Origin of the sequence: Ensifer sp. M14 (assembly GCF_003355565.1) — a bacterium.
Lineage (GTDB): Bacteria > Pseudomonadota > Alphaproteobacteria > Rhizobiales > Rhizobiaceae > Ensifer.
In genome coordinates, this window is sequence record NZ_QJNR01000004.1 from 838,507 (window position 1) to 851,283 (window position 12,777).

General features: G+C 63.2%; 14 protein-coding genes. 1 reads left to right on the forward strand and 13 read right to left on the reverse strand.

Annotated features, from left to right (window positions below):
* Positions 1 to 78: 78 nt before the first annotated feature.
* The 9 genes from BLJAPNOD_RS04115 to obgE all read right to left on the reverse strand — a co-directional run bounded on the left by BLJAPNOD_RS04115 (position 79) and on the right by obgE (position 9,739).
* Positions 79 to 1,296, reverse strand: a complete 1,218-nt coding sequence (locus BLJAPNOD_RS04115; protein ID WP_115418989.1) for a divergent polysaccharide deacetylase family protein — start codon at positions 1,294 to 1,296, stop codon at positions 79 to 81.
* A gap of 137 nt (positions 1,297 to 1,433) precedes the next feature.
* On the reverse strand, positions 1,434 to 2,756 hold the full coding sequence (locus BLJAPNOD_RS04120) for a S41 family peptidase (protein WP_077500808.1): 1,323 nt from the start codon (positions 2,754 to 2,756) through the stop codon (positions 1,434 to 1,436).
* Positions 2,746 to 4,161: a murein hydrolase activator EnvC gene (locus tag BLJAPNOD_RS04125; RefSeq protein WP_115421122.1), complete on the reverse strand. Its 1,416-nt coding sequence runs from the start codon at positions 4,159 to 4,161 to the stop codon at positions 2,746 to 2,748. Before BLJAPNOD_RS04125 ends, BLJAPNOD_RS04120 begins: the two co-directional genes overlap by 11 nt.
* Positions 4,162 to 4,373: 212 nt before the next feature.
* Positions 4,374 to 4,856: a 23S rRNA (pseudouridine(1915)-N(3))-methyltransferase RlmH gene (rlmH, locus tag BLJAPNOD_RS04130; RefSeq protein WP_077500807.1), complete on the reverse strand. Its 483-nt coding sequence runs from the start codon at positions 4,854 to 4,856 to the stop codon at positions 4,374 to 4,376.
* A 264-nt stretch (positions 4,857 to 5,120) separates the two neighbouring features.
* The gene (gene rsfS / locus BLJAPNOD_RS04135) at positions 5,121 to 5,612 is read right to left on the reverse strand and encodes a ribosome silencing factor (RefSeq protein ID WP_077500806.1); all 492 of its coding nucleotides are present in this window, start codon (positions 5,610 to 5,612) and stop codon (positions 5,121 to 5,123) included.
* A gap of 44 nt (positions 5,613 to 5,656) precedes the next feature.
* Positions 5,657 to 6,265 (reverse strand): nicotinate-nucleotide adenylyltransferase, encoded by a 609-nt coding sequence (locus BLJAPNOD_RS04140; protein WP_115421123.1) that lies wholly within the window; start codon positions 6,263 to 6,265, stop codon positions 5,657 to 5,659.
* Positions 6,266 to 6,281: 16 nt separating this feature from the next.
* A complete protein-coding gene (locus tag BLJAPNOD_RS04145; protein ID WP_115421124.1) occupies positions 6,282 to 7,565 on the reverse strand; it encodes a glutamate-5-semialdehyde dehydrogenase in 1,284 nt (427 codons plus the stop codon).
* On the reverse strand, positions 7,558 to 8,727 hold the full coding sequence (gene proB / locus BLJAPNOD_RS04150) for a glutamate 5-kinase (RefSeq protein WP_115418990.1): 1,170 nt from the start codon (positions 8,725 to 8,727) through the stop codon (positions 7,558 to 7,560). The genes BLJAPNOD_RS04145 and proB overlap by 8 nt, the downstream gene beginning before the upstream one ends.
* Before the next feature lies 1 nt (position 8,728).
* Positions 8,729 to 9,739: a GTPase ObgE gene (gene obgE, locus BLJAPNOD_RS04155; RefSeq protein WP_077500804.1), complete on the reverse strand. Its 1,011-nt coding sequence runs from the start codon at positions 9,737 to 9,739 to the stop codon at positions 8,729 to 8,731.
* 85 nt (positions 9,740 to 9,824) lie between these two features.
* On the opposite strand from obgE, the gene BLJAPNOD_RS04160 reads away from it, so the two are divergent.
* Positions 9,825 to 10,685, forward strand: coding sequence for an endonuclease/exonuclease/phosphatase family protein (locus BLJAPNOD_RS04160; RefSeq protein ID WP_115418991.1), 861 nt, complete (start codon positions 9,825 to 9,827; stop codon positions 10,683 to 10,685).
* 46 nt (positions 10,686 to 10,731) lie between these two features.
* Here BLJAPNOD_RS04160 and BLJAPNOD_RS04165 read toward each other — a convergent pair whose 3' ends face one another.
* The 4 genes from BLJAPNOD_RS04165 to rplU all read right to left on the reverse strand — a co-directional run bounded on the left by BLJAPNOD_RS04165 (position 10,732) and on the right by rplU (position 12,751).
* Positions 10,732 to 11,316, reverse strand: coding sequence for a GNAT family N-acetyltransferase (locus tag BLJAPNOD_RS04165; protein WP_115418992.1), 585 nt, complete (start codon positions 11,314 to 11,316; stop codon positions 10,732 to 10,734).
* On the reverse strand, positions 11,313 to 11,945 hold the full coding sequence (locus tag BLJAPNOD_RS04170; protein ID WP_115418993.1) for a GNAT family protein: 633 nt from the start codon (positions 11,943 to 11,945) through the stop codon (positions 11,313 to 11,315). The genes BLJAPNOD_RS04165 and BLJAPNOD_RS04170 overlap by 4 nt, the downstream gene beginning before the upstream one ends.
* Before the next feature lie 131 nt (positions 11,946 to 12,076).
* The gene (gene rpmA, locus BLJAPNOD_RS04175; RefSeq protein WP_025425119.1) at positions 12,077 to 12,346 is read right to left on the reverse strand and encodes a 50S ribosomal protein L27; all 270 of its coding nucleotides are present in this window, start codon (positions 12,344 to 12,346) and stop codon (positions 12,077 to 12,079) included.
* 33 nt (positions 12,347 to 12,379) lie between these two features.
* Positions 12,380 to 12,751 (reverse strand): 50S ribosomal protein L21, encoded by a 372-nt coding sequence (gene rplU / locus BLJAPNOD_RS04180; protein WP_025425118.1) that lies wholly within the window; start codon positions 12,749 to 12,751, stop codon positions 12,380 to 12,382.
* Between the last annotated feature and the right edge of the window lie 26 nt (positions 12,752 to 12,777).

The window sequence follows — 12,777 nt, forward strand, 5'->3', positions numbered from 1 at the left end:
GCCTCCCGGGCGGCGAGGTCCGATCCAGGCCGTTCGCTCGCGCCTGATGCCCAACGTGACACCGAACGAACGTTTGACCTATCTCTGCTGCGGATCCTTGACGAGCGCCGAGACGCCGACGATCTCGATGCCGCGCCCCTGAGCTTCGCCCGCCCATTGTGCTATCGCAGCGACGCTTTCGTCGAAGGCGGAGGCAACGCCGATAGCCGTGCCATTGCGCCGCGCGATGCGCTCCAGTTCATCGAGTTTCTTCAGGATGGCGTTGCGGCTGAGTTCGCTGTCGACCGTCATGTCGGCAAAGCCGTGCGGAACATCGAAGGCGTCGGCGAGCTTGCCGGACAGCGATTGTGCCGAGGTCCCGTCGTCGAGGAAGAGCACGCCACGCTTGCCAAGATCGCGCATCACCGGCTCGAGCGCATCGGCATCGGAGAGAAAACGCCCGCCGAGATAGTTCATGATGCCGGTATAGTTGGTGATCTGCGCCATGCTTTTATGCAGCGCCGCGATGTTCTTCGTTGCGCCGAGCGAGATGCGAAGCGCATTCGGTCCCGGATCGTTGTCGGGATAGTCGAACGGCTCCATCGGAATTTGCAGCAGGACCTCATGACCGCTGCGCCGCGCCTCCTGCATCCAGCGCTGCAGGCTGTTACCGGCGGCGGCAAAGGCGAGTGTCACGTCCGGCGGCAGGTCGCGGATCGCCTTCTGCGTACCGGTCTGGCTGAGCCCAAGGCCGCCGACCACAAGGGCGATGCGGGTGCCGCGCGCGCCCGACCAGGGGCGGGCATATTGATCCATCGGCCGCAGTCCGTCGGCGCCGGTGGTCGGCAGGCGGCCCTCGGCACTGTCTTCCAGCAGGTCGTCGTTCGGAAGGGCAGCCATGCGCGGGTCCTGGCCGCGGATCGGGCCGACATTGATCAATGCGGGCCCGCTGCCGTCGCGCTGGCGCGGCGTGAACTTGGTGACGGTGGTGCCGTCGTTGGTCAGCGTTTCCTCGACATGGGCGCCGGAGAAGGCGGTACCCGGCTTCAGCGTGCCGCCGCTCGTGTTCGATGCCTGGCCGCTTGTCGCATTGGGCGTCTTGCCTGCCGTTTGCAGCGGCTCTTGCCCAGCCTCGATCGGCGCCGAGGTCTGCCGGCGCAATCCGTCGGGGGATATGGCGTTCCAGGCGGAGAGGCTGATTATGGAAACAGCGAAGATGCCGACGAGGGGGTAGCCGAGAAGGCGACGGCGGTCGCGCTTTGGCGCAGGTTTAACCCGGCGGTTCTGGCCGAGGGGGGCATTGAGATCTGTTCCCAAACGGAGCCTCGGTCGACCTGAAGGAGAGTTGCCGGGTGAGGATGCGCCGTCTTTGAGAGAATCAGCGGTTTCCGGCAGCACCTGCTGCCCACATAGTATAAAGGCGCCGGGTTGACCAGCCCGGCGCCTTCAATGGCTTACTTCTTGAGTTCGGCCTGTTCCGGGCTTGCCGGGAAGGACGGATCGCTCTTCTTGCCGCGCAACAGATCAAGCGCGTAGTTGAGCTGTAGGTCGTCCTTGGTCTCCGGCGGCACGTAGGCGACCGAGCCGGAACCTTCGTCGGTTTCGCTCTGACCCTGGATATGGCCACGCAGATCGGATTCGCCCTGCGCTTCGACCTTGCCGAGCAGTTCCGGCGGCAGCGGCTGTTCGACCTTGATGTCGGGCGTGATGCCCGTACCCTGGATCGATTTGCCCGACGGCGTGTAGTAGAGCGCCGTCGTCAGGCGCAGAGCGCCGGCTTCGCCGAGCGGAATGATCGTCTGCACGGAGCCCTTGCCGAAGGAACGCGTGCCGAGCACGGTCGCGCGCTTCAGATCCTGAAGGGCGCCGGCAACGATTTCCGATGCGGAGGCCGAGCCGCCGTTGACGAGAACGACCACCGGCTTGCCGTCGGTCAGATCGCCAGGTGTGGCGTTGAAGCGGCGGGTCTCGTCCGGATTGCGACCACGGGTCGACACGACCTCGCCACGCTCCAGGAAGGCATCCGACACGTTGATCGCCTGATCGAGCAGGCCGCCCGGGTTAAGGCGCAGATCAAGCACATAGCCCTTGAGCTTGTCGGCCGGCACTTCGGACTTGATCTTCTCGATGCCCTTCTTCAGGTCGTCGTAGGTCTTCTCGGTGAACGAGATCACCCGGAGATAGCCGACGTCGCCTTCAGTGCGGAACTTGACGGCGCGAACAGCGATCACGTCACGCACGATCGACAGTTCGATCGGCTTGTCGGCGCCCTTGCGCAGGATCGTCAACTTGATCGGGGTGCCGACGGCGCCACGCATCTTTTCGACCGCATCCTCGAGCTTCAGGCCACGAACGTCCTGGCCATCGATCTTGGAAATGAAGTCGCCGGCGAGAACACCGGCGCGGGCCGCCGGCGTGTCGTCGATCGGGCTCGTCACCTTGACGAGGTCGTCTTCCATCGTCACTTCGATGCCGAGGCCGCCGAATTCGCCACGGGTCTGGGTGCGCATGTCCTCGGCGTCTGTCGAGTTCATGTAGCTCGAATGCGGATCAAGCGACGAGAGCATGCCGTTGATGGCATTCTCGATCAGCTTGTCATCCTGCGGAGGGGTGACGTATTGCGCGCGCACGCGCTCGAACACGTCGCCAAAGATCGCCAGCTCGCGATAAGTCGAGGTATTGGCGGCAACAGCTGGAACGACAGCCGAATAAACGACGCCCATAGCGGTTGCACCCATCAGCGCCCCGACCAGAACAAGTGAAGCCCTACGTATCATTTCGCGCCTTTCCAACCTCAGCTGCGGTCCACCACGGTCGGGAATCAACCGGTTTTCCGTCTTTTCGGAATTCAATGTAAAGCGTCGGCCGGTCCGTTTCCAGCGCCAAGGCCGCAGCACTTGCGACTCTTTTTGCACCCATCGTCGCAAGCGGTTCTCCCGCCACGACAAATTGACCGGTCTGCACGCTCACCGTCTCCATGCCCGACAGCACCACATGGTAACCGTCGCCCGGATTGAGAATGATCATCTGCCCATAACTGCGGAAATTGCCTGCATAGACGATCCAGCCATCTGACGGCGCAGTCACCAGCGCGCCGGGGTTGGTTTCCAACATGATCCCTTGCAGGGAGTGCCCTGTACCATCGGCATCACCGAACTTTCGCAAAAGCGATCCCGCGGCCGGATAGGCAAGCTTATTCCTCAGCTCCGAGAAGACGTATGCTGGCGCAATGCGGTTTTTGTCGGGCACGGCGCTTCGCGCCAGCTCGCGCGCCGCTTCGCGCTCGGCCTCGCTCATGCGCAGGCGCTCTTCCTCCTGGGCACGGGCGGCGGCCGCCGCGTCGCGCACCGAGGCGATTTCGTTTTCGAGCGAACCGATAAGCCCTTCGAGATTGGTCGCCTGGGAGGCGAGTTCCTGGGCTTTTCGCTGCTCGGCGGCAAGTTCGGCCGCACTCTTCTGGCGCAGCTTTTCCTTTTCAGCGACGAGCATCGACATGCGACGCTCTTCCTCGACATTGGCCGTCATCGCTGCCGTCAGCTCTTCGCGCTGCTTGCCGATGCCGACTCTGATATCGGCAAGCGCCTTCAGGTCGGCGACGAGGTTGTCGGTTTCCTCGCGAATGCCGGGCACGACGGCGCCGAGCAGAATGGCGCTGCGAACGGAGCCGAGCGCATCCTCGGGCGTCACCAGGATCGCCGGCGGCGGATTGCGGCCCATGCGCTGAAGTGCTGCGAGAACTTCCGCAAGCACGCCGCGCCGGGCGCGCAACGAGCGGCGCACCGTGTCTTCCTTGGTGCGCAGGTCGCTCAGCTTCTTTTCGCCGTCGACGATCTGCTGCTCCAGATCCTGCCGTTTTTTGGCGGAATCGACGATGGCGCTGCGCAGCGCCTCATTGCTCTTGTCGATCTCGGCAATGGTTGCCGCCAGCTCGTCGGCGCGCTCCTGCGACAGCGTGATCGTTTTCGACAGCGCATCGAGTTCACTGCGGGTGCTGTCGCGACGAAGCGTCAGGTTCGCTGCCGGATCGGGCGGCCCCTGTTGCTGATCGGCGCCCGACGCGCCAGGCGTCGCCGGGGCATCCTGTGCGGAAGCGGGAAGTGCTACGGCAAGCCCAAGCGCCAACAGCGCCGCAGTGCGGGCGGGCCGCCATGCATCGCCACCGATCTTTTCGAAAGCGCTCATCATGCTTCGGCGCGTCATTTGTCCCTGGGCGTCCAGCCGGAAATACCTGCGCCTATGTCCGCGAGCCGGAACCTCGTAACGGAAAGCGTCATGCGCAGTTTCAATGTCTCTGAGCGTTTGCCGGGCGTGCCACGCTCTTCTCAAAAAGCCTAGTCTGATTTGGCGCATGCAACCAACACATATTCTCGTTATCGCCGGCGTGATCCTGCGTTTCAGACACGGTGGTAGGGATGTCCGGAAAGGATGGTCACGGCGCGATAGAGCTGCTCGGCGATCAGAATGCGCACCAGTTGATGCGGCCAGGTCATCTTGCCGAGATTGAGTACCGCGTCGGCGCGCGAATGAAGGCTCGGGTCGAGCCCGTCGGCGCCGCCGATCGCGATCATCAGGTCGCGTTTGCCACTGTCGCGAAAGGTGCCGAGCAGCGATGCAAAGCCTTCGGAATCGAGCGCCTTGCCACGTTCGTCGAGCAATACCAGCAGACTGCCTTCGGACAGCGCTTTTTCAAGCTGGATTGCTTCGTCGCGCTTGCGGGTATCGGAATTGGACGCGCGGCTTTCATTGACTTCAACCACGCGGGAAAGCTCGAGACCAATTGCCGGACCGGCCTTGGCGAAACGGTCGAGATAGCGGGCCGCAAGGTCCTTTTCCGGCCCCGCCTTGAGGCGGCCGACTGCGAAAAGTCCGATACGCATGACCCAATCGTCTCCGTCTGCGCTGGACCGCGCGTTGCACACCCCCTGAAATCGGGATCGATTCAAGGAGAAGATCATGCAGCGCTCTAGAGCCTGACAGCGACCTTTGCACGTCATACCAGACGGGCGGTGCTGCAGCTACGATCAGTCGCAACAATCGTCTCGGCTGTGAAACGCCGTTTCGGCGATGACAGCCATATTCCCAACATGCATGACCGCAACCGGCTCGCGCGACGGCTCAGACGTCCGACGAACCCGACGGTCTCAATGCAGCGTGCCGTCCTCGATTTCCGGTGTCGCCCACATCTTTTCGATGTTGTAGAACTCCCGGATTTCCGGCCTGAAGATGTGAATGATCACATCGCCGGTATCGATCAGCACCCAGTCACCTGTCTCCAGACCTTCGACGCGGGCGTTGCCGAAGCCCTCGTCCTTCAGATCCGTGGTCAGATGGTCGGCAATCGCCGCGACATGCCTGCTCGATCGCCCGGAGACAACGACCATGAAGTCTCCCAGCGCCGACTTGCCGGCAATGTTGATGGTGACGATATCTTCTGCCTTCGAGTCCTCTAGGCTTTCGAGGACCAGGTTAAGCGCACGGACAGCGGCTTCGTCGCTAGATCCCGTGCTGCGTGGGAACGCGGAGGCCGCATATCCCTTGGCGTGTGCTGTTGTCAGGGTCTTTCCTTTCCAAGTGAACAGAACAGGCACTTCCGATTCGACTGTTTCGCTCGAACCGTCAGTAAATGTAGGCATCAAACCAGAACGGTTTCAAGACGCGAGAAATGAATCATTCGATTTCACGCCGTCCTGGCGGACCGAAGGGCCGTCGAACTCATGGAAGAGCGCGGCCCGTGGACAAAGGTCCAGGCGGGTGCCTGGTGAAAAGCAAGGCGGCGGGCGTCGTCCTCGTCGATGCGGGCGTAGTCGAAGGTCTTTGCCATGCGCGAGGAGAGATAGGCAAGCGTCGAGCCCGGCCGATCGATGACGGCGATCGGGAAGGTGCGGGCAATCTTCTGCCAGTTCTGCCAGCGGTGAAAGCTCTTGAGGTTGTCGGCGCCCATGATCCAGACGAAGCGAATATCGCGGTTGCGCGCCTGGACCATCGCAAGCGTACGGGCGGTGTAGCTCTGCCCCAGCGCCTTTTCGAAGGCGGTCACCTTGATGCGGGGATCCCGAGCGATCTTTTCGCTGAGGGAGATGCGGTCGGCAAGCGGCGCCAGATTGTTGTGGTTCTTCAGCGGGTTTCCTGGCGTGACCATCCACCAGAGCTGGTTAAGGCCGAGGCGCTGGATCGCCGTTTCGGCAACCAGAACATGCCCCTCATGCGGCGGATTGAACGAGCCGCCGAACAGGCCGACCACCATGCCGCTTTCGACATGGGGCATGCGCAGGTAGCGGCCGTTCACTTCGCTGGACGTCACGTCAGGGCCTGACCTGTCCGTCGCCGCGCACGCGATACTTGAATGACGTCAGCTGCTCGACGCCAACCGGGCCGCGGGCGTGCATCTTGCCGGTGGCAATGCCGATCTCGCCGCCCATGCCGAATTCGCCACCGTCGGCAAACTGGGTGGAGGCGTTGTGCAGCAGGATGGCGGAATCGATCTCGGCGAAGAAACGCCCGACGACACCGGCATCCTCGGCGATCACCGCTTCGGTATGCGCCGACGACCAGCTGTTGATATGCTCGATCGCACCGGAAATACCGTCCACCAGCCGGACCGAGATGATCGCGTCGAGATATTCCGTCGACCAGTCCGCATCGGTCGCCGGCTTCAGGCCGTCGACCACACCCGCAAGCTCCTTCGACACCCGAACTTCACAGCCGGCCGCAAGCAGCGCCTGAAGCAGCGGCTTTACCAGTCTGTCGGCGGCACTGCTGTCGATCAGCAGCGTTTCGGCAGCGCCGCAGATGCCGGTGCGGCGCATCTTGGCGTTGACGACGATCCTTTCGGCCATGCCGAGATCGGCGGATGCATCCACATAGATGTGGCAGAGGCCTTCGAGATGGGCGAACACCGGCACGCGTGCCTCGTTCTGGACCCGTGCGACGAGGCTTTTTCCGCCACGCGGAACGATAACGTCAATGCTGCCGCCGAGGCCGGATAGCATGGCGCCGACAGCAGCGCGATCGGCAACCGGGACCATCTGGATGGCATGCTCGGGCAGGCCGGCGGCCTTCAGACCCTCGACGAGGCAGGCATGAATGGCGCGCGAGGAGTGGAAACTGTCGGAGCCGCCGCGCAGGATGACGGCGTTGCCAGCCTTCAGGCACAGCGCGCCGGCGTCCGCCGTCACGTTCGGGCGGCTTTCGTAGATCACGCCGATGACGCCGAGCGGCGTGCGGACGCGCTCGATATGCAGGCCATTGGGGCGGTCCCACTCGGCGATGATATCGCCGACCGGATCCCTGAGGTCGGCAATCGCGCGGATGCCGGCCGCCATATCGCGGATGCGGTCTTCCGTCAGCGTCAGGCGGTCGATGAAGGAGGCGGCGACGCCGGACTGGCGGGCGTTTTCTAGGTCGATGGCGTTGGCGGCGAGAATCGCGTCACGGCGATTGACGATCGTCTCGGCCATGGCGACCAGCGCCGCATGCTTGCGTTCGGCAGTGGCGACGGCCAGCGGACGGCTTGCGGCTTTCGCCTGGCGGCCGATCTCCAGCATGACGCTTTCGACGTCATCCGTCTTCCTGACTTCATCAAGCATGGACTTCATCCCTCCGGCCGTCCTTCTCCTCGGCGCGTTTGCCGGTCATGACCAGATCGTCGCGATGCACCATGGCGGCGCGGCCGGCATAGCCGAGGATCGCAGCGATCTCGGCGGATTTCTTGCCGGCAATCTGGCGCGCCTCGTCGGCATCATAGCCGGCAAGTCCGCGGGCGATCTCGCGACCCGTTGCGCCGATAATCGCAATGGTGTCGCCACGGCTGAACGTGCCCTTTACCTCGCGCACGCCGGCGGGAAGCAGGCTCTTGCCGGAGCGCAGCGCCTCTTCGGCGCCGGCATCGATGGACAGCGTGCCGGCCGGCAGCAACTGCCCGGCAATCCAGGTTTTTCGCGCGGTGACCGGCGAGCCTGATGGTGCAAACCAGGACGAGCGGGCGCCATCCTCGATGGCTGCCATCGGATGGTCAGGCTTGCCCGAGGCGATGATCATGGCGCAGCCGGCGGTGGTCGCGATCTTGCCGGCGTCGATCTTGGTGCGCATGCCGCCGCGCGACAATTCCGACGCCGCACCGCCTGCCATCGCCTCGATCTCCGGCGTGATCTCGGCAATCGTATCGAGGAATCGGGCATCGGGGTCGAGATGCGGCGGCGCCGTATAAAGGCCGTCGATGTCGGAAAGCAGGACCAGGAGGTCGGCACCGACCATGGTGGCGACGCGCGCTGCCAGGCGATCATTGTCGCCGTAGCGGATTTCGGTGGTGGCGACCGTATCGTTCTCGTTGATGATCGGCACGGCGCCGAGCTTCAAGAGCTGGTTGATCGTGGCGCGGGCGTTCAGATAGCGGCGACGTTCCTCGGTGTCGCCGAGCGTCAAGAGCACCTGGCCGGCGATGATGGCGTCGGTCGAAAGGCTTTCCGACCAGGCGCGGGCAAGCGCGATCTGGCCGACGGCCGCGGCCGCCTGGCTCTCTTCAAGCTTCAGCGCGCCGGGAGGCAGCTTCAGCACGGTGCGGCCAAGCGCGATGGCTCCGGAGGAGACGACGAGAACGTCGACACCCCTGGCCCTGAGGCCGGCAATGTCGGCGCACATGGCGTCGAGCCAGGCCTTTTTCAGCCCGGTCTCGCGGTCGACCAACAACGCCGACCCGATCTTGATGACGACCCGGCGATACTTTTGAAGCGGCTTGCGGGTCTTCGTCATGTCAGGCGGTCTCTTCTCCGGACTTTGCCGCGACAATGACGGTGCGCAGTGCCCGCAGTGCCTCGGTCATGCCCTTGCTGGTGGCGGCAGAAAGCAGAAGGGGTTGCTCGCCGCAGGCCTTTGCCAGCGCCTTGGCCTTAACCTTCAATTCGTCCTCGTCGAGCACATCGATCTGCGACAAAGCGACGATCTCGGGTTTGTCTTCGAGCCCGCCGCCATAGGCTATGAGCTCATGCTTCACGGTCTTGTAGGCCTTGGCGACGTCCTCTTCCTGGGCGGAGACGAGGTGGAGCAGCACGCGGGTGCGCTCGACATGGCCGAGGAAGCGGTCGCCGATGCCCACACCTTCATGCGCGCCTTCGATCAGGCCGGGGATATCGGCGATGATGAACTCGTTGCCGTCGATGGTGGCGACGCCGAGGTTCGGGTGCAGCGTGGTGAAGGGATAGTTGGCGATCTTCGGCCGCGCCCGGGTGCAGGCGGCAAGGAAGGTCGACTTGCCGGCATTGGGCAGGCCGACGAGACCGGCGTCCGCGATCAGCTTCAGCCGCAGCCAGACAGTCTTTTCCTCGCCCTCGAGACCAGGATTGGCCCAGCTCGGCGCCTGGTTGGTGGCCGACTTGAAATGGGCGTTACCGAAGCCGCCGTTGCCGCCGGCGGCAAGCCGGTAGCGCTGGCCCTCGGCGACCATGTCGACGATCAGCGTTTCGCTGTCTTCCTCGAAGATCTGGGTTCCGACCGGAACCTTCAGCGTCACGTCGGCGCCGCCGGCGCCGGTGCGGTTGCGGCCCATGCCGTGCGTGCCGGTCTTGGCCTTGAAATGCTGCTGGTAGCGGAAGTCGATCAGGGTGTTGAGGCCGTTGACGGCCTCCACCCAGACATCGCCGCCACGGCCGCCGTCGCCGCCATCAGGTCCGCCGAATTCGATGAATTTTTCGCGACGGAACGACACGGCGCCTGCGCCGCCGTCGCCGGAGCGTATATAGACTTTCGTTTCGTCGAGAAATTTCATTGGTCAGCCATCTGTTTTGTGTATTTGCGCGGTCGTATTTTGCCGCCATCGATATAGGCGGTTCATCCGGAGGTCAAAGAATATCGTGCGTTTTGCCAGCTACAACATCCAATACGGCATCGGTCTTGACGGCCAATTTGACCCCGAGCGCATTGCCGCGTCGCTCGACGGCGCCGACATCATCGCGCTGCAGGAAGTGTCCCGCGGTTTTCACCGCAACGGCCACGTCGATCTGGTTGCCCGTTTCGAGGCGCTTTTCCCCGGTCATTTCGCCGCCTTTCATGCGCCTTGCGACATCGATATCGGTTCTGCGGTCGAGGATGGGCGCGCCGTCAGCCGACGTTTCCAGTTCGGCAACATGATCCTGTCGCGCTGGCCGATCCTGTCGACCCGGTTGATTTCGCTGCCGCGCACCCGGACCATCAGCCCGATGAACCTGCAGCGCGGCGCAACCGAAGCGCTGATCGCCACGCCGGGCGGGCCGTTGCGCGTCTATTCCTTGCATCTCGACCACGTGCTTCCGGCCGAGCGCATCGCCCAGATCCGCTTCCTCAAGGAGCGGCTTCTCGGCTATCCGCTCGAGGGCGGTGGTATCACCGGTGCTGCCGATTTCGGTCTTGCCGAGCCGCCGCATCCGGAGGATTTCGTCGTCATGGGCGACTTCAACATGGAGCCGGAAACGCCTGAATATTGCGCGATGGTCGGCTCGCGCGACGCTTATTACGGACGCTCGCTTCGGCTCGAAAATCCGGTCGACGTGCTCGCCCATCTCAACCGGCTGACGCCGGAAAGCTATAGCTGGGTTCATCCCGACAATCCTCAAAAGCGCATGCATCTCGATTATGGCTTCATCAGCGCCGGGCTGGTGCCACGTCTGAAAGACGCCTGGACCGATTACGACGCCAAGGGCTCCGACCACTTTCCAATCGGTTTCGTACTCGATTGACGAACACACCCCCCCGCGAAGGCGTGCCTTCGCGGGGGGGATTGCTTCAGTTCGGTCTGCGCAGATCCGCCGCGCTCAGCCGGGTCTCGATATGGGCGACCATGGCATTGCGGGCGAGCGCATAGACCTGGCTGCACCCGGTGATCTGAAAGCCGAGCTTTTCCTGGACCTTGAGCGACCCCGGATTGTCGGCGAAGACGCCGGAATGCAGGGTAATTTCCGGCATGCGCCGGAAGAAGCGCTCGATCGCCGCATAGGCTGCCTCGCTCGCCAGGCCCTTGCCCCAATAGAACCGGTTCAGCCAGTAGCCGACATGCCATTGGCCGTGCCTGAGCTCGATGCCGATGCAACCGATATGCACGTCGTCGCCGGTGGTGATCGCCAGCGTCCAGTCGGGCGTGAGGCCCGAGGTCTGGCTTGCCAGCCAATCGAGCGCATCCTGCTGGTCATAGGGGGCGGGCACGCGCGCGAGCATGCGCGCCACCTGGAAATCGCCCAAGGACTGGGCGATCGCCTCGGCATCGCTTCGGCTGTGGGGTCTGAGCACCAGCCGCTTGGTTTCGATCACAGGGCAGGGCCCGGGGCCGGGACGGATCGCGGTGCGCGAGCGTTCGGAGGTGAGCGCGTTCATCGCATGCCTCCCCAGCTTCTGAGCGAAACCCAGGTCTTGCGGTCGAGCCGGTACCATTCGACCGAGATCGAGCCGCCGAGCGCCAGGCTGCCGACCATGCCGCTGCCCTGGAACTGGAAGCCGCACTTCTGGATGACCCGGCGCGACGCCAGATTCATGACCCGGCAGCGCGCATCGATCTGGTCGATGTCACGGGTGCGGAAAGCCATGTCGGTGAGCGCCTGGGCAGCCTCGGTGGCATAGCCCTGGTTCCAATAGGGTTCGCCCAGCCAGTAGCCGAGTTCCGCCGTCTTGCCATAGGGATGCGGTTCGATACCGCAACAACCGAGGAATGCGCCATTATCCGCTTTGGTAATCGCGTAGACGCACTTGCCAATCGTGCCGGCTTTGGCGCGTCGCACGAAATCGGCGGCATCGGCCGTCGTATACGGGTGCGGCATGCGCGAGACCATGGTGGCGACATTGGCATTGTTGGCAAGATGGGCAAGGGCGTCGATATCGTCTTCATGGGGCGCGCGCAGAACGAGCCGGGGTGACAACAATATCGGGCAATCGGTCCTTGACCGTTGGGGCCTCAGCCTTTGTTCGGGAGACCGTGATTGGTCTTCCCTCAACAGTTCGGTTTGCATGGTTCGTCCTCCAGAAACGAGAAAAAGGGGAGTTGGGTATTGCCCCATCTCCCCTTTTCAGGTCTGGCTTGGAACCATCAGGTGCGCCAGCCGGGTCGATGAGACGCCGGCTGTTTTAGAGCGCTACCGGCTTATTCCGCTGCTTCCGCTTTCGGCATTACAGACACGTACACGCGGCCATTGGCCTTCGTACGGAAGTCCACGTTACCCGCCGTAAGCGCAAAAATCGTATGGTCCTTGCCGAGGCCGACATTGGCGCCCGGATGCCACTTGGTGCCGCGCTGACGCAGAATAATGTTGCCGGCGATGACCTTTTCGCCGCCGAACTTCTTCACGCCAAGGCGCTTGGACTCAGAATCGCGACCGTTGCGCGACGAACCGCCAGCTTTTTTGTGTGCCATTGGTGTTCTCCTTTAAACCTTCGATCCCAAAACTCAGTTTGCAGCTTCAGCGGCGGCTTCAGACTTCTTGGAAGCCTTCTTTGCCTTGCCACCGGCAGCAGCGATGTCCAGGATGCGGACGGTCGTCTGGTGCTGGCGGTGACCGCGCGAGCGCTTGGAGTTCTGGCGGCGACGCTTCTTGAAGGCGATGACCTTCTTGGCGCGGCCCTGTTCAACGACTTCAGCGCTGACAACGGCGCCTTCGACAAACGGAGCGCCGATGGTTGCATCAGCGCCGACGCCGACCATCAGGATCTCGGTGAATTCAATCTTGTCGCCTGCTACGCCTTCCAGCTTTTCGATGGTTACGACGTCGTTGGCTGCCACGCGGTACTGCTTACCGCCGGTCTTGATGACTGCGAACATTCTTTATCCTTTCATGTTCGGGCCGG